This window comes from Haloprofundus sp. MHR1 (assembly GCF_005155585.1).
In the GTDB taxonomy this organism is placed as follows: Archaea; Halobacteriota; Halobacteria; order Halobacteriales; family Haloferacaceae; genus Haloprofundus; species Haloprofundus halophilus.
In genome coordinates this window covers 2,166,534-2,184,120 of record NZ_CP039833.1, presented here as the reverse complement: position 1 = coordinate 2,184,120, position 17,587 = coordinate 2,166,534, and the positions used below count along the sequence as shown (strand labels likewise).

Genomic DNA, 17,587 nt, shown 5'->3' with positions numbered 1-17,587 from the left:
GTCCGCACGGAAAACCGAGGTCAGGAGACCAGATGACTGCGAACACGACTCCCGAATCAGAGGGAACACAGCGACTCACCCCCGACGTGGTCGTCGTCGGGGCCGGCCCCGCCGGCTGTGTCCTGAGCTACCTGCTCGCCCGGAGCGGCGTCGAGACACTCCTCTTGGAACGCAACGCGACGCTCGACCGGGAGTTCCGCGGTTTCGGCTTCCAACCGTACGTGGCGTGGGCGTTCGACCAACTCGGACTCCTCGACGACGTGCTCGACCTGCCGCACGAACGAGTGCGGAAGGCGCACGCCTCGGTGTACGGACGGCGGTACCGGCTCCTCGACTTCACGGACGTCTCGCCGCGGGAGGACTACCTCCTGCTGATGGACCAACCGCCGCTCCTGGCGCTGCTCGTCGAGCGGGCGAACGAGTTCGAGACGTTCTCGTTTCGGCCGGCGACGGCGGTGACGGACGTCCGGAGAGAGGACGGACGGGTCGTCGGCGTCGAGGCGCGCGACCGAGGGGCCGGCGTCGGCCTCGAAGTCGAGAGCCGCCTCGTCGTCGGCGCGGACGGTCGCTACTCGACGGTTCGAGAGGCGGCGGGAATCGACGCGGGGCTGTTGGAGTCGGAACTCGAAATCGTCTGGTTCAAACTCGAAGACGCCAGCATCGACGTGACGACGCAACTGCGCGTCGGCGAGTCCGGTATCCTCGTGTACGCGCCGCTCAGCGACTCGGTCGCGCAGTGCGGGTGGCCCATCGAGAAGGGGAGCTACAGCGACCTCCGAGAGCGGGGCATCGAGGCGTTCCGCCGCGACCTCGCCTCCGTCGACCCCGACCTCCGGGGGACGGTCGAGACCCAGCTCGGGGGCTTCGAGGACTGCTCGCTGCTGCACGTCGAGCCGGGGCTCTGCGACCGCTGGGTCGACGACGGCGTGCTCCTCCTCGGCGACGCCGCGCACGTCGCCTCACCGTTCGGCGGACAGGGAAACAGTCTCGCCGTGCAGGACGCGGTCGTCGCCCACGAGGTGATTGCGACGGCGCTCTCCGACGCGAAGCGAAGCGACGGCGCGCTTCCCGCCGAGCGACTCGGACGATTCGAGGAGCGGCGGTATCCGGCCGTCGAGCGGGTGCTTCGACTGCAACGCCGGACCGAGTCGTTCGTGACGGGGCTGCTCCTGTACGGCTCCCGCGTTCCGCGGCGGCTGCGGGCTCCCGCGTTGCGCGCGACGTTCGGCGCGCTCTCGCTCGTCGGGTCGTCGCCGCTCGCCCGCCGTCAGCGACGGTTGCTCGCGTACGGGCCCGACCCGCCGCGAGTCGACACGAGTCTCTTCGTTGCCGACGAGTCGGCGACGAATACGGACTAACCAGTCGCTTCGCCACGCCAGATATAATAGTTCGCCGCGTCTAATTCGGCGCATGTTGAGCGACGTGATGGAGGACTACCTGAAGGCCATCTACACCCTCCAGACCGAACACGGACCGCCGGTTTCGACCTCCGCCGTCGCGGAGTATCTCGACAAGACCGCGCCGACGGTGACGAGCATGCTCGGGAAACTCGAAGACCGCGGCCTCGTCGACCGCGAGAAGTACAAGGGCGTCGAGTTGACCGACGAGGGGGAGACGGTCGCACTGGAGGTGCTCCGCCACCACCGACTGCTGGAGGCGTACCTGACGGAGCATCTCGACTACTCGTGGAGCGAGGTCCACGACGAGGCCGACGCGCTCGAACACCACATCAGCGAGGCGTTCGAACGGCGCGTCGCCGAGGCGCTCGGCAACCCGGAGTTCGACCCCCACGGCGACCCGATTCCGAACGTCGACCTCGACCCCGTCGAGGACGAGACGACCCGGCTGAGCGAGTACGGCGAGGGTGACCGCGTCGTCGTCGCGCGCGTCTCCGACCGCGACGAGGAGGAACTGAAGTACCTCGCCGAGGCCGGACTCACCCCCGGTACCGAGGTCGAGATAGTCGACGTCGCGCCGTTCGGGATGGTGACCGTCCTCGTCGGCGGTCACGAACAGAGCCTCCCCGAGTCGGTCGCGCACTCGATCCGCGTCGAACCGGTCGGCGAACCCGAATCCGCCCCCGCAGGGGTGGGTGGTGCGTGAACTGGTCGGAGCTACTCGTCGTCGCGTTCGTCACCCAACTGGCCGTCCTCCCCGGCGAAAAAGTACAGTTCATCATCGCGGGCCTCTCGACGCGCTACCGACCGCTGGTGGTCGTCGGAGCCGCCAGCGCAGCGTTCGCCGGGTGGACCGCGCTGGAGATTCTGTTCGGGAGCGCGCTGCAGGCGGCGCTGCCGGGCGTCGCCCTCGACGCGTTCACCGCCGTCCTGTTTCTCGCCTTCGCCGTCCTGCTGTTCCGGTCGGCACCCGAGGCCGACGCCGGGGACCCGACGCGGGCGGCGCGAAGTGACGGCGGCGAGTCGAACGGAGTGAGCCGAACCTCGTCACGAGCGAAGCGAAGTGACGGCGGCGAGTCGAGCGTCTCCTCGCTCGCGCCGGAGCTCGACACGAAACTGTTCGGCTACGACGTCGGCGGTCGGTTCGGCGGCTTCCTGCCCATCTTCGCCATGATGGTCGCCGGCGAGTTCGGCGACAAGACCCAGCTCGTCACCATCGGCCTCGCCGCCCAGTACGGGGCGAGTAGCGCCATCTGGTTCGGCGAGATGCTCGCAATCGTCCCCGTGAGCCTCGCGAACGCCTACTTCTTCCACAAGTTCGCGCACGCGGTCGACATGCGAAAGGCGCACTTCGCCGGGGCGGCGCTGTTCCTCCTGTTCGGCCTCGACGTCCTCCTCTCGGTCGCCACCGGCTTCTCGGCGTGGGACGTACTCGTCGCCGCCGTCGCCGACGCGGTGACGGGACTCGCCTGAGGCGGCGGAGTGCGAACCGAACCTCCGACGACGGAACCGCGGCGTTTTTCGGGGCCTGTCGCCCATCTCTCGACGTGTTCGATGCGTTGACCACCGGACTCGCGGGCGTCGTCTTCGGACTGGCGCTGGCCGCACCGCCGGGACCGATGAACGCCGTCATCGCCGAGGAGAGCGTCGTCCACGGCTGGAAATCGGGATTTCGCGCGGGGCTCGGCGCGTTCTCGGCCGATTTCGTCTTCTTCGTGCTCGCACTGCTCGGCGTCGTCGGCTTCGTCGAACGCTTCCCGACGGTTCGGGCTGCGATGGTCGGCGTCGGCGGCCTGCTGATGCTCTACTTCGCCTACGGCGCGGTCCGCTCGGTCTCCGACTCGTTCCGCGGCGGGACGCTCCCCGACGACAGCGCGGGCTTCAGAAAGGCGTTCGTGCTCGCGCTGACGAACCCGTACCAGGTACTGTTCTGGCTCACCATCGGCGTCGGCCTCCTCGAAGCCGGCACCGTCGACGTGCTCTCGCAGACGCCGTACGTCGGCGGGGAACTCGCCGGACGGCTCGTCGTCGAGACCGGGAGCCCGGCGCTCGTCGCGGGGTTCTTCGGCGGCATCTTGCTCTGGGTCTCGGGGTTTCCGGCCGCCCTCGTCACCGCCGAGCGCCGCGTCGAGTCGCTCGCGCCCGTCGTCGCCGGGGTGAGCGCCGTCGTCCTCGGCGGGTTCGGCGTCGCGTTTCTGTACGAGGCGGCGACGCAGTTGCTGTGACCGGTGGAGACGCGCCCCGTTCTGCGGCACACGGCCGCCGTATGGCACAAACGGTTTCTACGCGGAGGGTGATTTCCGCGTATGTTCGACAAAACGACGTGGATAAAGCTCCCGCGCAACGTCCTCGTCGGGCACGGCGTCGTCGACCAGTTGGCCGACGCGGTGGCGGAACTACCCTTCTCGGGCAGTCCGCTCATCGTCACGAGTCCGACACCGAAGCGACTCGTCGGCGACCGCGTCTGCGCGCAGTTCGACGACCCGGCGACGGTCACCGTCTCGGAGGCGAGCTTCGCGGCCGTCGAGCGCGTCATCGACGCCGCCCGCGAGACTGAAGCGGGCTTTCTCGTCGGTCTCGGCGGCGGCAAACCCGTCGACATCGCCAAGATGGCCAGCGACCACCTCGGCCGAGGGTTCGTCTCGGTGCCGACGGCGGCGAGCCACGACGGCATCGTCTCCGGTCGGGGCTCGGTGCCCGAGGGCGACACCCGCCACAGCGTCGCCGCCGACCCGCCGCTGGCCGTCGTCGCCGACACCGAACTGCTGGCGGAAGCGCCGTGGGAGCTGACGACGGCGGGGTGTGCGGACATCATCTCGAACTACACCGCGGTGCAGGACTGGCAGCTCGCGAACCGCCTCAAGAACGTCGAGTACTCCGAGTACGCGGGTGCGCTCTCGCAGATGACCGCCGAGATGCTCGTCGACAGCGCCGACTCAATCAAGCCCGGACTGGAGGAGTCCTGCTGGATAGTCGTGAAGGCGCTGGTCTCCTCCGGCGTGGCGATGTCCATCGCGGGCTCCTCGCGGCCCGCGTCGGGGGCAGAACACCTCTTCTCGCACCAGCTCGACCGTATCGCGCCCGGGCGGGCGCTCCACGGCCACCAGGTCGGCGTCGGCTCCATCATCACCGCCTACCTCCACAGCGGCCCGAAGGGGCAGTGGCGCAACATCCGCGACGCACTGGAGAGCATCGACGCGCCGACGACGGCCTCCGACCTCGGTCTCACCGCCGACGAGGTGCTCGAAGCGCTCACGACCGCCCACGAGATCCGCGACCGGTACACGATTCTCGGCGACGGCGTCGACGAGCGAGCGGCCGAGGAGGTCGCCAGCGTCACCGGTGTCATCTGATTCTCGGGGGGTTGACCGACCGGCCGAGTCGCTGCGAGGTTTGACGAGCGAACCCGAACGCAAATAGTCGGGCCGCGCTAACCGTCGGCTATGGCAACTGCCAGCGCCAGCGGGGTCGCAAAGCAACACCCCGCGGCCATCACCGCGGTTCTCAGCGTCGTCGGCTACGCCGTCGTCATCGGGACGTTTCTCGGTGTCGTCCCGGCGCGGGTGTTCCCGGAACTCACCCTCCAACAGGTCAACCGACTCGCCGACGCCATCGCGCTCGTCAACACCGTCAACACCGGCGTGCTCGTCGCCGGTTGGTACTGGATTCGCAACGACGAGGTGAAGAAGCACGCGACGGCGATGGTTTCCTCCTTCGCGCTCATCCTGTTCTTCCTCGTGCTCTACCTGACGAAGATCGGCGGCGGCGGGACCAAGGGGTTTGTCGGCCCGGAACTGGTGTACTACGCGTATCTGGCGATGCTGGCGATTCACATCATCCTCTCCATCGTCTCGGTGCCGGTGGTGCTGTACGCGCTGGTGTTGGGGTTGACCCACACCCCGAGCGAACTCCGGACGGAGACGCCGCACAAGCGCGTCGGGCGCATCGCCGCGGGGTCGTGGATTCTCTCGCTCTCGCTCGGCGTCGTGACGTACCTGCTGTTGAACCACGTCTACGACTGGGAGTTCGTCGCCGCCTTCGTCGGCGTGCCGCTGTGGTGACCGGGTGAGTCGGATGTCGGAGCCTCTCGACGCGCTACTCGACGACCTGCACGCCGAACTCGAAGCGACGGCCGAACTCCCGATTGCGCCGCGCGCGAACGCGTGGCTCGGCGAGGCGGAAGCCGTCGCCGCCGACCTCGCGGAAGGTGACGTCGACGACGACGTGGTCTCCCGCCGCATCGCACACGTCGAACGACTGCTCGACAGCGTCGGCGAGACGGAGAACGCCGACGCCGACGCGCGCGTCGCTACCGCTCGCGCGCTCGTCGAACGTATCGAAAAACGGGTCGAAAGCTCCGGTTCCTGAACGCCTCAGAGTCGCGGAGTCGAGACGGACCGACCGCAGTCGTAACAGGCGTCCGGGAGCCACGGCTTGTTCTCGACGACGCGACACGTCTCGTCGCAGCGAGGGCAGTATGCCGTTTGTTGGTAATGTGTCGCCATACCAGATGGGCAACGCGCAGCGTTATAGTATCCACTATGTGTGATATATCGTGAACAATCCAGTTCGGACGCTGGACGGGTGACCGCCGTTTCGGGGCGTTCGGTCGGGGTTCGGTCGGAGCGTTCGGCCGGAGCGCGGCGAGCACAGCCTCGCCCCCGTCGGTCTCAACCGATGTAGCGCAGGTCGTCGTCGGTCGGGAGGCTCTGTTGCTGTTGCATCTCCTGAATCTTGCCGACGACCTCCTCCATCTCCTCGGCGCGCTCTTCGAGCGAGGCGAAGTCCACCTCGAAATCGAGAACGCGTTGGAGCACTTCGATGACCGCTCGCGCGCTCTTGGGGTCGACGAGGTAGCCGCTCGTCTCGCCCATCAGACACGCGGCGTCGAGACCGCGGCGCTTGCCGAGACCCAAGATGAGCCCGGAGACGCCGACGATGCCGCCCGCGGGTTCGTCGGGGCGGAACTCGACGCCGGCGTCTTCGAGTTCCTCCTTCCCGTCGGCCCCGCTCACCGCGCCGAGGACGGTGTACTCCTCGACGAGTTCGCCGGTCGGCACGCCGCCGAGTGCGAACGCGCGGGAGACGCCGAACTCCTCGGCGATGTCGAGAAACGCGTCGGTGAGGCGGTAGTGGCCCGCGTTGCTCTGCGCCTGGTGGTCTCCCGTCAGAATGAGAAGATCCGTCCCGTCTACGGTGACGGCGTGCAGTTCCGCGCACGTGAGGTCGGCGACGCCCTCGTCGTCGACGCTCACCTGCGGCGGGAAGTCCGAGGAGTAGACGCGACGCACCAGTTCGCCGTCGAACTCGTCGCGGAGGTGTTCGGCGGCGAGTTTCCCGACGTGACCGACGCCCGGCAGCCCTTCGACGAGAACCGGGTCGTCGAGTTCGGGGTCGGCGACCGCCTCGATGTCGATGTCGTCCATGGCTTTATTGCCGACTGCGCCGCTTAAGAGCGCGTCGGTACTCGCCGTAGGGGTCCTCGGGGTTGAACGGGGCCGGCGCGCTGTTCTCGGCTGCGGCTCCGCACTCGGGACACGTCTCGGAGAGGGTGTACACCGGGCGGGAGTGGCGCTCGCGCCACGCCGAGCAGACCCGGATGTCGGACTTCATTCGGTTTCTTCGTCGCGCTCGCGGTGGTACACCGCGGTACCGCCGGCGGCCTCGATGGACTGACGGGCGCGGCCTGCGCTCGCCTCCAGTTCGGCTTCGGCGGTCTTGTAGTCGGGCGCGCGCACCTTGATGCGGTACTCGGGCGACCCGACGTAGGAGACCGACAGTTCGATTTCGTCGCGGACGTCGCCGTTTCCTTCGGCGGCGCGGAGCGCCTCCTTGATGTCGTCGACTCCGTCGCCGGTCGGACACCGGATGTCGACGTAGCCGGTGACGTTGACGTACGGCACCGAGACGTTCTCTCGGGCCGTCTCCACGATAGCCGAGGTCTCATCGTCGGAGAGGTCGACGTCTTCGAGCGCCTCCGCGCCGTGAATCGCCGCCTGCTCGAAACCGTCGTAGAGGCTTCCGAACTCGCTGTAGAGGGCGTTGGCGACGGTCTCGTACTGCTCGTCGTCGACGTCCTCGCCGAAGGCCAGCGACATCCACTTGTCGGCCTTCTGCTCGTTCTTCCACTCCTGTATCTTCTCCTTGCGCTGGTGCTCGTTGACGTCCTTCAGCGAGAGGTCGATCTGCTGGGAGGACTGATTGACGTCGAGCACCTTCGCGACGACCGTCTGTCCCTCCCGGACGTGGTCGCGGACGTTCTTGATCCACCCGCTGGCGACCTCGCTGATGTGGACGAGACCGCGTCTATCCTCGTACTCTTCGAGGTCGACGAACACGCCGAAGTTGGCGATTTCGTCCACCTTGCCGACGACGAGTTCGCCGTTGTCTGGCCAGCCGCGAAATTTCATGGGAAGAGTGAGGCGTTTACCGCGCCTCGACGGTTTCGGTCACTTCGCCCTCGAAAGCCGCTTTGCCGCCCGTCGGTCGGGCGAGCGTGCTGCCGCAGACGACGCAGTTGACGGGCGTCGCGGCGCGGTCGAAGACGACCTGTTCGTTCTCGCAGTCCGGGCAGACGACGCGGTAGAAACTTCCCGCCATCGTCTACTCCTGGAACTCCAGTCGACCGGCGCGCCAGCCCTCGCGCATGTGCGCTTTCCCGCAGCTCGAACAGCGGTACTTGAGGTTCGTCTTCTTCGTGGGCTTGTCACCGCCGGGCACCTTCGAGAACTTGCCGGCGTTGCCGATGTGCGACGTCTGGCGTCGGCGCTGTCGGTGCTGGACCTTCTTCATCCCGGTGCTGCGTCCGCTGCGTACCTTCTCGACCTCCACTTCGTGGTGGCCGTTGCAGTGCGGACAGTACGTGTTGAAACGGCGTGGCATCTGCATAGCTATCTACCTTGCTGACTCTTTGCCGTCGCCCGTTAAAACGCGTTTGGTTCCGACTCGCCGAACGCCCCTCGATGCGGCGGCGACTGCTCGGTTACCGAAGTCGTTAAGCCCGAACCTTCCAAACGCACGACTATGCAACAGCTCATCGTCCACGGAGACCCCGGCATCCGCAAGGACGCGGTCATCAACTACGACGGGAAAGAGCAGATCTGCTTCTCGATTCAGCGCCAAGGTGACTGGCACGGCCCCGACGAGGTGCAGCTGTGGTGTACCATCGGCACCGCCGAAGAGCGCGAAGCGTACGAGAAGCGCGAGTACGTCCCCCACTGGCTCACCGTCGAGTCCATCGACGCCGAGGCGCTCGACGTCGTGAAAGCGCGCAGCGAGCTCTCGGTCTGAGTTCTCTTCTTCCGCCGATTACGACCCGTCGCTACCCGGCAGTTCGTCACGGTCGACCTCGTAGATTGTCACCGTCTCGGTCCGATACGCTACGGAGACGCCGGACACGTCGCCGACGGACGTCTCGCCGTAGCGCTCCCGCTCCGCAGGCCCGACCCAGACGTACCGGACGTCGTACTCGCGGAGCACGTCCACGAGCGCCGCGTCGTCGGTGAACGCGGCGTCGACCTGTTCGACGCGGTGGATGTAGGTGTCGAATCCGCGATAGCCGATCTCGTGGCCCCAGCCGGCGACGGTCGGGATGCCGGTCAGCGTCGACGCCGGGTTCGAGTTCCAGCCGTAGCGACCCGGCGGGTACGGGTACGACCCCGACTCGGCGTTCGGGTAGTGGTACGTCCCCGGTGCGGACAGCAACGTCGGACGACCGGGCTTCTCGTCGAGCCACGCGATAGCTTTCGCCTCCTCCGGATGGTCCGTCTCGGCGAACTGCGTCGCGTCCAGCGTCGGCTCGCCGGCCCCCTCGAAGTGGTTACCGAGCGCGAGCGGCGCGTAGAAACCCGTCGAGACGACGAGACAGAGCGTGAGACCGAGCGCGAGCGTCCGCGCCGTCGCCGTCGCCGCCTCCGACGCTCGGGCGGGAGACGACTTCGTCTCCGCGTTAGCCCCGGTGCCGCCGTCGGCCCCGGCGCGGTCGCCGGTCTCGGTGCCGCCGTCGGTCTCGGTGCCGCCGTCGGTCGCAGAGACGGCCCGCCGGATGCGCGTCGGCAGCGGGCGGGCGAGCAGGAGCGTCAGCGCCGGGCCGAGCGCCGTCGCCCACAGCACCCACACCTGGATGTACGTCTTGAACACGGTGTTCATCCGGAGCGGTCCCGCCTGCTCGTTGACGTAGAGGAACTCGACGAGCAACACGAGTCCGGCCCCGGCGACGACGAGCACCGTCTCGAACCCGACGTCGCGGTCGAACGCGAGCGCGACCCAGCCGAAGACCAGAAGCGGGAGGATCAGCGCGACGGCCGCCATCCCCTGTGTGACCGCGACGACGACGACGCCGACGACGGACGCGGCGAGCAGCCACGTGTCGCCCTCGGCCAACCGCGAGAGGAGGTAGGCGGCGAAGCCGGCGACGAACGCGCCGTGGACGAGCAACAGCGCGCCGAGGCCGCTCCGATTCGCTGGGGCGAGGAGCGCCACTTCGCGGCCGGACGCACCCGTGAGCAGGAACGGAGCCCCGAGCGCCGCGCCGACTACCCCCGCGACGGCGACGAGGCCGACGGCGACGACGAGACGCCCGGCCTGCGCCGGCAACAGGTCGTCGTCGTCGCTGTACCGCACCGCCGAAGCGACGCGGTCGGGAAGTAGGGTTTCGGGTCGCGCGGGCGCGAACACGAGTGCGAGCGCCGCGACGCCGAACAAGGAGGGGAAACTCCACGTGTCGAGAACGAGCTGGAGACCGCCGAGCGCCGGCAGCGCGACGAACAACAGCGTTCGACGAAGCGGCCGCTCCGACTGCGGCGTCTCGAAGTACGCGAACGCGAGCGCCGCTCCGAGGAGCAGAAACGGCGTTCCCATCATGTGGCCGTGCAGGTCGCCGTTGAGCCACGCGAAGAACGGGAACTCGTTTATCGTCCCCTCGATGACGCGGCTCGCGGTCCAGTAGCTGAACGAATCGGTGCCGGCCAGCAGTTCGTCCGGCGAGTACTGCGTCGTCTCGGCGGCGACGAGTCCGGCGAGCGGGCGCCGCACCGGTTCGGGGAGTACCGTCAACACGACGCGACCCCCGGTGACGAGGTTGCTGGCGAGACCGACGAAGAACGCGGACAACAGCCCGGCGGGCCGACGCGCGCCGCCGCGACTCGACGCGACCGACCCCGCGAGGTCGAACGTCGCAGTGACGAGCATCGCGTAGAAGCCCGCGAGCGAGAGGTTGTAGGCGAATCTCGCGGGCGTGTCGGTGAGCATCGCCAGAAGCACCGTCAGCAGGTGCCCGCCGTAGTAGTACTGGACGGGCTCGCCCGCGAACCAGAAGTCCTCCGGCGGGAGCGCGTCGGCGCGGAGCAGCGCCTTCAGCAGGCCGAAGTCGAGGAACTTCTCGCCGCCGGCGGCGTGGACCGCGGGGTCGACGGCGCGAATCGAAAGCAGGAACGCGAACGCGACGACGAAGACGACCGCGGTGTCTGCGACCGCGCGCCTGTCGACGTCGAATCCGGACGCGAGAACGAGACGGCGTTCTCGGAGCGCCGCGAGGTCGAACGCCGTCGCCGCCGAGAGCGAGAGCAGGACGGCGACGGCGACGACGACGGTTCCGAGGCCGAACGAGAACTGGCCGACCCAGTGGGCGACGAGCGTCGAGACGAGAAGCGACAGCGGGAGCGCGAAGCCGGGCCCGCGGCCGGGGACGTGTCGAAAGAGCCGCGCCGCGAGCGGGAGCCCGAGGACCGCCAGCACGGCGTAGAGGACGAGCCAGACGGCGACGTACAGATACTCCATCTACCGGTGGAACGCGAGCGCGCCAATAAACCGTTTCTGGTTGCCGGGGCGGGCATTCTGGTTGCCGGGGCGGGCGCTCTGGTTGCCGGAGCGGGCGCGTTCCCCGGGCCCGCCGACCCGGCCGCGCCCGGCGGCTCGGGTTCGAGTCAAATACTTTTTTATCGCTTGAAAGAAATCGCGGCCCATGTCACGTTCCGTCGGTGTCGTCGTCCCCGCGTATCGGCCGGACGTCGACCGGCTCGCGGCCTACCTCGAGGCGCTGACGGAGCGGCTGGACCCGGAGGCGGTCCGCGTCGAACTCGACGCACCGACGCCGGAGTCGGTCGACGAGCTCTCGTCGCTCCCGGCGACGGTGAACGTGTCGCCGGTCCGTCGCGGGAAGGGGGCGGCGATAACCGCCGGCTTCGAGGCGCTATCGACGGACGTGCTCGCGTTCGTCGACGCCGACGGTAGCACGCCGACCGACTCGTTCGCAGAGGTTCTCGCGCCGGTGCTCGCCGGCGAGGCCGACCTGAGCGTCGGGTCGCGTCGACACCCCGACGCGACGGTGACCGCCCACCAGACGCTCGCCCGCCGCCGCCTCGGCGACGGCTTCGCGTGGCTCGCAAAGCGACTACTCGACACGGAGCTGTACGACTACCAGTGCGGCGCGAAGGCGATGACCGCCGAGGCGTGGGCCGACGCTCGGAGCCACCTCTACGAACCGGGATTCGCGTGGGACGTCGAACTCGTCGCCGTCGCCGCCGCGTTGGACCACGCGGTCGTAGAGGTGCCCGTCGAGTGGGAGGACAGACCGGGGTCGACCGTCTCGCCGATTCGGACGAGTCTCGACCTCGGGCTGAGTCTGCTGTCGGCGCGCCACCGCGCGAAGCTCATCCGCGAAGACCGACTGCACGCGATGCTCGACGCCCGCCGGTCGACGACGCCGTCGCTCGTCGAACGCCTCGGGCCGGACCCGATAGAGGAATGAGGCTGAATCGCACGGCGACCGAACTGCTGTCGGGTAAGCGATTCGGCCAGTTCGTCTCCGTCGGCGCGCTCGGCGCGGTCTTCGACCTGACCGTCAGCGCCGTGTTGACCGTCTGGTTCGGCGTGCTCGCGGAGGTGGCGAAACTGGTCGGCGCGGAAGTCGCCATCGTGGTCATGTTTCTGATCAACGACCGCTGGACGTTCGCCGACGAGGGCGCGTCGGGAGCGTTCCCGGCGGTGCGGCGACTGCTGAAGTCGAACCTCGTCCGCAGCGGCGGTCTCGCGCTGCAGTTCGTCGTCGTCCGCGTGCTCCGCCAACAGGACGTGAGCGTCGTCGTCGCCGGCTTCGACTTCTGGCAGGTGATTCCGCTCCCGGTGGCGATTCTCGCGTCGATGCTGCTCAACTACGTCGCGGAGAGTTTACTGACGTGGCGCGTGGCCAGCGAGTGAGCGGCGGCGAACGATACCACGGCGGAAACTGACATACGGCGTCGGAATCACAACCCTTAACCGAGGGCATCCTGTTGTCAGAAGTAGCGGGATGGGATAGCCAGGAGATTCCGCCGGGCTCATAACCCGGAGATCGGTAGTTCAAATCTACCTCCCGCTACTTTTCGAGCGAACTACGACGCGGAGTCTCGTCTCCGCGTCTCTACGGAGCGAGAAAGTAGCAGGCGTAGATTTGAACGAGAGGACGAGCGAACGACGTGAGCGAGTCCGCGTAGTTCAAGTCTACCTTCCGCCACTCCTTACCGACGGACCGCTCACTGCTGCTCTGGTGGCTCTGCTCCGTCGGAGAGGAAGATACTGTCCTGCGTCGGGTCGAAGTACACTTCCAGCGCACGCAACGTCCCGGCGTACGCCGCGGTCATGACGAAGGTGAAGCCGATGAGGGCGGGGAGGAGGAGGAGTTCGACGACCATCGTCCGAACGTCGTTTTCGGCCGACATAACGTATCCGGTAAGTGCGTCGGCCCTGGCTCTCACGTCCCCGTGAAGTCGATTCGACTGCCCGACGAGAGGTCGTGCTCGCCGGAGGGGCCGAGATGCTCGAACCGAAGCGAGTCGTCGGCGAGATACGCCGCGTCGCCCTCGACGGCGACGTCGACTTCGTCGAGCGTCGCGCCCTCGCAGGGGCCGAAGTCGCAGTAGCCGGTCGCCTGCCCGAACGTCGCGCCGTGTTTCTGACAGACGATGTCGCCGTTTCTGACGAGCGCGCCCGACCCCTTGTCAAGGCGCACGTCGGTCCAGTGCTGACAGTAGTTCCGGAAGGCGACGACGGTTCCGTCGTCGAGTTTCGTCAGAATCGCCTCGCCGCGCTCGGTCCCCTCCCGGAACGTGAACAGCAGCGTGCCGTCCGTCGGGACCTCCGAGAGTGCGGCGATTCGCTGGTCGTCGTCCATACCGTCTCTCGTCGCGCCGCCTTTGAACGTCTTTCCGTCCGCAGTTTCCGCACTCCGACTCGTGCAACTCTACGACTCGTACAACTCCTCGACTCGCGTCTCGTACAACCGAGAGAGCAGCCGCGTCACCGGCCCCGTCTCGACGTCGATACCGTCGACGGTGCCGACGGGGCGAATCTCGCGGGTCGAACTCGTGACGAACACCTCGTCGGCACCCCGGACGTCGTCGGGCGTGAAGAAGCCCTCCCGAACCGGGATGCCCTCCGACTCGACGAGTTCCAGGACGACGTCGCGGGTGACGCCCGGGAGCACCGGACCGTCGAGACTCGGCGTGCAGAGGCGCTTGCCGTCTACGAAGAACACGTTGCTCGTCGCGCCCTCGGCGACGTAGCCCTCGTCGTCGAGAACGAGCGCCTCGTCGGCGCCCGTGACGCGAAGTTCGAGGAGCGCCAAGATGCCGTTGAGGTAGTTGTGCGTCTTCGCTTTCGACGGGAGCGCCCGATTCGAGGGTCGGCGCGTCTTCACCGTCTGCAACGTCGCCGGGCCGTCCCACGGTTTCTCGCCGCCGACGCCGCCGCGACCCAGCGGCGAGAGGGTGACGACGACGGTGGGGTCGACCTCCGGCGAGGGGGTGAGTTTCCCGGGTTGGACGCCGCGACTGATGGAGAGTTTCACCGAGGCGTCTCCGAGTTCGTTCGCCGCGAGCGTCTCCTCGATTCGCCCGCGGAGCGACTCGTCGGAGAGGCCGTGGTCCAACTGGAGAATCTCGCACGACTCCGCGAGTCGGTCGGCGTGGGCGTCCCACTCGAACAGGTGGCCGCCGTAGACGCGGAGCGTCTCGAAGGCGGCGTCGCCGTACATGAACCCCCTGTCGCGGACGTTCACCGTCGCCTCCGAAGCGGGAACGAGTTCGCCGTTCACGTGGTAGACGAGTTCCGCGTCGCTCGCGGAACTCGCTCCGCCGGTTCCGCCATCGTCGGGAGAGTCGCGTTCACTCATCGTCGACGTACTCCCGAAGGAAGTTCGCTACCATCTGTTTACCGCTCTCGGTGAGGATGCTCTCGGGGTGGAACTGGACGCCGACGTGCGGGCGCGTGCGGTGCCGAACCGCCATCACGACCCGCCGCTCGTCGTCGGTCCACGCCGTCTCGACCAGTTCGTCCGGAAGGTCGTCGCGCTCGACCGCCAGCGAGTGGTACCGCCCGACCGAGAGCCGTTCGGGAAGGTTCGAGAAGATGCCTTCGCCGTCGTGAACGACGGTCGAGGGTTTCCCGTGGACTACGTCCGGTGCGTGGCCGACCGGCGCGCCCGCGGCCGCACAGAGCGCCTGATGACCGAGGCAGACGCCGAGCGTCGGGTAGTCGAGGTCGCGGAACACCGCCATCGAGATGCCGGCGTCCTCGGGCGTGCCGGGGCCGGGCGAGACGACGATGGCGTCGGGGTCGAGTTCCCGAATCTCCTCGACCGTGACGGCGTCGTTCCGGCGGACGACGACGTCCGCGAGTTCGCCGACGTACTGGACGAGGTTGTAGACGAACGAGTCGTAGTTGTCGACGACGAGCACCGTGGGGAGGGTTTCCGCACTCATCTCTCGGTCCTCGAATCGCCGGACTCGCCCGCGTCGTCGACGCCGAGCGTCGTCCCGTCGAGCGCCTCGCCCATCGCTTCGACGAGCGCCTGGGCCTTCGCCAACGTCTCGTCGTACTCGCGTTCGGGATCGGAGTCGTGGACGATGCCCGCGCCGACGCGGAGGTGGTACTCGTCGCGGTAGCGGACCAGCGTTCGGATGACGATGTTCAGCGTCGCCCGGTCGTCGAATCCGAACGCGGCGATACTGCCGGTGTACGGCCCGCGTCTGGTCGCCTCGACCTCCTCGATGAGTTCCATCGTCCGCGGTTTCGGCGCGCCAGTGATGGTGCCGCCGGGGAACACCGCGGCGACGGCGTCGGCGAGCGTCGACTCCTCGCGCATCCGGCCTTCGACGACCGAGACGAGATGCATCACGGCCGCGTAGCGGTCGACCCGGCGGTACTCGGTCACGTCGACGCTGCCGTACTCGCACACCTTCCCGAGGTCGTTGCGTTCGAGGTCGACGAGCATCGCGTGCTCGGCGCGCTCTTTCTCGTCGCCGAGCAGGTCGGCTTCGAGTTCGGCGTCCTCCTCGTCGGTCGCCCCCCGTCGCCGGGTTCCGGCGATGGGTTCGGTGACGAGTCGGTCGCCCGCGCGTTCGACGAGCAGTTCGGGACTCGCGCTCACGAGGTCGACTGAGTTCGGGCCGCGCGCGCCGGAGAACTCCAGCAACCCGGAGTACGGCGCGGGATTCACCCGGCGGAGCGCCGCGTACGCCGTCACGGGGTGAACCGCAGCGGGGGCGACGAGGCGCTGGGAGACGTTCGCCTGAAACGTGTCGCCGTCGCGGATGTACCGCTTGATGGTCCGCACGCGGTCGGCGAACGCCTCGCGGCCGCAGTCGCTCTCGAACTGTCCTCGTTCGGTCGCGGCGGCGAGCGGTTCGACGCTCGGGTCGCCGGTCGTCGCGCGCTCGGCGAGCGAACTCGCCCGCTCGACGGCCGTCTCGTACTGTTCGTCGAGGTCGGTTTCAGGGTCGATTCGGGGGCAAGCGGTCACGCGGAGCGTCGTCCCTCCGCCCCGCGGTTCGCGCCACGCGGCCACGCAGTCGTAGACGCCGAGTTGCAGATGCGGGAGCCGCCGGTCATCGACCGCCGATTCGGGCAGCGTTTCGAGTTCGCGGGCGAGGTCGTAGGAGAGCCAGCCGAACGCGCCGCAGGGGTACGGCACCTCGCAGTCGCCGCGGGCGAGCGTCTCCGAATCGAGCAGCGCGGACAGCGCCGACAACGACGGCGACCCGGCGGCCGGTCCGGTGTCGTCCGCGTCCGTGCGCTCGGGACCGTCGCGGACGACTGCGTCGGCGCTCACCTGCAGTCGCTCGACGGGGTCGACGCCGAAGTACCCCCACCCCGACTGGCCGCCGGTCGTCTCCAGGAAGAATCCGCCGGGGCCGTCCCGCGCGCGTCGGTACGCCTCGAACGGGTCCGACACCGAGAGTCGGAGTTCGACCGGAACGCGAGCGCCCGGCGGCGCGTCCGTCGCCGTCGCTCTGAACTCGCGTCGAGAGGTCCGCACAACGGGTTCGGTCATCGGCGTCGAAGCGGCCGCGGGCGGTCCGCGCGTCCGGCAGCTTTCACTGCTCCCGAGCGCGCGCAATCCACGTGTCGACGCGCTTCTCGGAGACGTCTATCTGCTCGCCGAGTTCGGCGGCGTCGGCGGCAGCGAGGTCCGCGACGGTCTCGACGCCCGCGTCGGCGAGCCGCTGCGCGTAGGCCGGCCCGATCCCCTTGACCGTATCGACGGAGTCGGAAGACTCCGACGCCGGTTCGTCCGCGTCGGGCTCGGCCTCGGCGGTGTCGGCTTCCGCTCGGTCATCGTCGATGTCTATCTCGTCGCTCTCGGGACCGGCGGCCTCCGACGGCTCCGCTGCGGCCTCGTCCTCGGCGTCCTCGTCGACCATCGACTCCGTCGACGCCGTCGCGTCGGTATCCGCCGCGACCGGTTCGTCCTCGGTGGGCTCTTCCGCCTCGCTAATCGGCTCCGCCTCCTCGACGACGGATTCGTCGGCGTCTTCGACGGCCCTCTCGTCTGTCTCGTCGGACTCGGAACCGTCGGCCTCGTCTGCCTCGTCGAGTTCCGTCTCGAGGTCGGTGTCCATCTCGTCGCTCTCGGGGCCGGCGGCCTCCGCCGGTTCCGCCGCGGTCGTCTCCTCGGTATCCTCGTCGACCAGCGTCTCCGTCGACGCCGCGGCGGCACTGTCGGCGGCGGGGTCGGCGGATTCGGCGGCGTCGGCGGATTCGGCGGCGTCGTCTGCCTCGACGGACTCGTCGGTTTCTTCGACTGCGGCTTCCGTCTCCGTACTCGCCTCCGTTCGCGTGTCGCGTTCGACCGTCACGGACGGGTCGCGCTCACGCTCGTCGGTCGACCCGTTGAGGCCGAGCAACGACTTGAGCTTGTCCAAGAGTGCCATTGG

At 68.3% G+C, this 17,587-nt stretch carries 22 protein-coding genes and 1 tRNA gene; 11 read left to right on the top strand and 12 right to left on the bottom strand.

The window, feature by feature from the left end; translation table 11 throughout:
• The first annotated feature begins 32 nt into the window (after positions 1 to 32).
• From FCF25_RS11040 to FCF25_RS11010, 7 genes are all read left to right on the top strand, one after another.
• Positions 33 to 1,358 carry an FAD-dependent monooxygenase gene (locus FCF25_RS11040; RefSeq protein WP_137048764.1) on the top strand — a complete coding sequence of 442 codons (1,326 nt, stop codon included), beginning with the start codon at positions 33 to 35 and terminating at the stop codon, positions 1,356 to 1,358.
• Positions 1,359 to 1,410: 52 nt separating this feature from the next.
• The gene (locus tag FCF25_RS11035) at positions 1,411 to 2,103 is read left to right on the top strand and encodes a metal-dependent transcriptional regulator (protein WP_117592133.1); all 693 of its coding nucleotides are present in this window, start codon (positions 1,411 to 1,413) and stop codon (positions 2,101 to 2,103) included.
• A complete protein-coding gene (locus tag FCF25_RS11030) occupies positions 2,100 to 2,870 on the top strand; it encodes a TMEM165/GDT1 family protein (protein ID WP_137048763.1) in 771 nt (256 codons plus the stop codon). The genes FCF25_RS11035 and FCF25_RS11030 overlap by 4 nt, the downstream gene beginning before the upstream one ends.
• A 146-nt stretch (positions 2,871 to 3,016) precedes the next feature.
• Positions 3,017 to 3,622, top strand: a complete 606-nt coding sequence (locus FCF25_RS11025) for a LysE family translocator (RefSeq protein WP_137049398.1) — start codon at positions 3,017 to 3,019, stop codon at positions 3,620 to 3,622.
• Positions 3,623 to 3,703: 81 nt separating this feature from the next.
• Complete coding sequence (locus tag FCF25_RS11020; protein WP_117592137.1) at positions 3,704 to 4,750, top strand: NAD(P)-dependent glycerol-1-phosphate dehydrogenase; 1,047 nt, start codon at positions 3,704 to 3,706, stop codon at positions 4,748 to 4,750.
• Positions 4,751 to 4,840: 90 nt separating this feature from the next.
• The gene (locus tag FCF25_RS11015; RefSeq protein ID WP_137048762.1) at positions 4,841 to 5,458 is read left to right on the top strand and encodes a DUF420 domain-containing protein; all 618 of its coding nucleotides are present in this window, start codon (positions 4,841 to 4,843) and stop codon (positions 5,456 to 5,458) included.
• 13 nt (positions 5,459 to 5,471) lie between these two features.
• Positions 5,472 to 5,765: a hypothetical protein gene (locus FCF25_RS11010; protein WP_137048760.1), complete on the top strand. Its 294-nt coding sequence runs from the start codon at positions 5,472 to 5,474 to the stop codon at positions 5,763 to 5,765.
• 302 nt (positions 5,766 to 6,067) lie between these two features.
• Here FCF25_RS11010 and FCF25_RS11005 read toward each other — a convergent pair whose 3' ends face one another.
• From FCF25_RS11005 to FCF25_RS10985, 5 genes are read right to left on the bottom strand one after another with little or no spacing between them, the layout of a single operon-like run.
• Positions 6,068 to 6,823 (bottom strand): proteasome assembly chaperone family protein, encoded by a 756-nt coding sequence (locus FCF25_RS11005; protein ID WP_137048758.1) that lies wholly within the window; start codon positions 6,821 to 6,823, stop codon positions 6,068 to 6,070.
• A 4-nt stretch (positions 6,824 to 6,827) separates the two neighbouring features.
• Positions 6,828 to 7,010, bottom strand: a complete 183-nt coding sequence (locus FCF25_RS11000; RefSeq protein WP_137048756.1) for an RNA-protein complex protein Nop10 — start codon at positions 7,008 to 7,010, stop codon at positions 6,828 to 6,830.
• On the bottom strand, positions 7,007 to 7,807 hold the full coding sequence (locus tag FCF25_RS10995; RefSeq protein WP_137048754.1) for a translation initiation factor IF-2 subunit alpha: 801 nt from the start codon (positions 7,805 to 7,807) through the stop codon (positions 7,007 to 7,009). The genes FCF25_RS11000 and FCF25_RS10995 overlap by 4 nt, the downstream gene beginning before the upstream one ends.
• Positions 7,808 to 7,823: 16 nt before the next feature.
• Positions 7,824 to 7,997: a 30S ribosomal protein S27e gene (locus FCF25_RS10990; RefSeq protein WP_117592147.1), complete on the bottom strand. Its 174-nt coding sequence runs from the start codon at positions 7,995 to 7,997 to the stop codon at positions 7,824 to 7,826.
• A gap of 3 nt (positions 7,998 to 8,000) precedes the next feature.
• A complete protein-coding gene (locus FCF25_RS10985; RefSeq protein ID WP_117592149.1) occupies positions 8,001 to 8,285 on the bottom strand; it encodes a 50S ribosomal protein L44e in 285 nt (94 codons plus the stop codon).
• Positions 8,286 to 8,420: 135 nt separating this feature from the next.
• Here FCF25_RS10985 and FCF25_RS10980 point away from each other — a divergent pair, with 135 nt between their 5' ends.
• Positions 8,421 to 8,687, top strand: coding sequence for an HAH_0734 family protein (locus tag FCF25_RS10980; protein WP_117592150.1), 267 nt, complete (start codon positions 8,421 to 8,423; stop codon positions 8,685 to 8,687).
• Positions 8,688 to 8,705: 18 nt separating this feature from the next.
• Here FCF25_RS10980 and FCF25_RS10975 read toward each other — a convergent pair whose 3' ends face one another.
• Positions 8,706 to 11,174 carry a DUF2298 domain-containing protein gene (locus tag FCF25_RS10975; protein WP_137048752.1) on the bottom strand — a complete coding sequence of 823 codons (2,469 nt, stop codon included), beginning with the start codon at positions 11,172 to 11,174 and terminating at the stop codon, positions 8,706 to 8,708.
• A 184-nt stretch (positions 11,175 to 11,358) separates the two neighbouring features.
• Here FCF25_RS10975 and FCF25_RS10970 point away from each other — a divergent pair, with 184 nt between their 5' ends.
• The 3 genes from FCF25_RS10970 (at position 11,359) to FCF25_RS10960 (ending at position 12,753) form a co-directional block, all read left to right on the top strand.
• Complete coding sequence (locus FCF25_RS10970; protein WP_117592154.1) at positions 11,359 to 12,144, top strand: glycosyltransferase; 786 nt, start codon at positions 11,359 to 11,361, stop codon at positions 12,142 to 12,144.
• Positions 12,141 to 12,593, top strand: a complete 453-nt coding sequence (locus tag FCF25_RS10965) for a GtrA family protein (RefSeq protein WP_137048750.1) — start codon at positions 12,141 to 12,143, stop codon at positions 12,591 to 12,593. Before FCF25_RS10970 ends, FCF25_RS10965 begins: the two co-directional genes overlap by 4 nt.
• Positions 12,594 to 12,678: 85 nt before the next feature.
• Positions 12,679 to 12,753: transfer RNA gene (locus tag FCF25_RS10960), tRNA-Met, on the top strand.
• Positions 12,754 to 12,907: 154 nt separating this feature from the next.
• Here FCF25_RS10960 and FCF25_RS15655 read toward each other — a convergent pair.
• The 6 genes from FCF25_RS15655 to FCF25_RS10935 form a co-directional block, all read right to left on the bottom strand.
• Positions 12,908 to 13,066, bottom strand: coding sequence for a hypothetical protein (locus FCF25_RS15655; RefSeq protein ID WP_168191240.1), 159 nt, complete (start codon positions 13,064 to 13,066; stop codon positions 12,908 to 12,910).
• Between the two features lie 59 nt (positions 13,067 to 13,125).
• Positions 13,126 to 13,545, bottom strand: a complete 420-nt coding sequence (locus tag FCF25_RS10955; protein ID WP_117592158.1) for a Rieske (2Fe-2S) protein — start codon at positions 13,543 to 13,545, stop codon at positions 13,126 to 13,128.
• Positions 13,546 to 13,614: 69 nt separating this feature from the next.
• Positions 13,615 to 14,544, bottom strand: a complete 930-nt coding sequence (locus tag FCF25_RS10950) for an aminotransferase class IV (protein ID WP_137048748.1) — start codon at positions 14,542 to 14,544, stop codon at positions 13,615 to 13,617.
• A complete protein-coding gene (locus FCF25_RS10945) occupies positions 14,537 to 15,133 on the bottom strand; it encodes an aminodeoxychorismate/anthranilate synthase component II (protein WP_137048746.1) in 597 nt (198 codons plus the stop codon). Before FCF25_RS10945 ends, FCF25_RS10950 begins: the two co-directional genes overlap by 8 nt.
• Positions 15,130 to 16,704, bottom strand: a complete 1,575-nt coding sequence (locus tag FCF25_RS10940) for an anthranilate synthase component I family protein (protein ID WP_137048745.1) — start codon at positions 16,702 to 16,704, stop codon at positions 15,130 to 15,132. The genes FCF25_RS10945 and FCF25_RS10940 overlap by 4 nt, the downstream gene beginning before the upstream one ends.
• A gap of 43 nt (positions 16,705 to 16,747) precedes the next feature.
• Positions 16,748 to 17,584: a helix-hairpin-helix domain-containing protein gene (locus tag FCF25_RS10935; RefSeq protein WP_137048743.1), complete on the bottom strand. Its 837-nt coding sequence runs from the start codon at positions 17,582 to 17,584 to the stop codon at positions 16,748 to 16,750.
• Positions 17,585 to 17,587 lie beyond the last annotated feature (3 nt).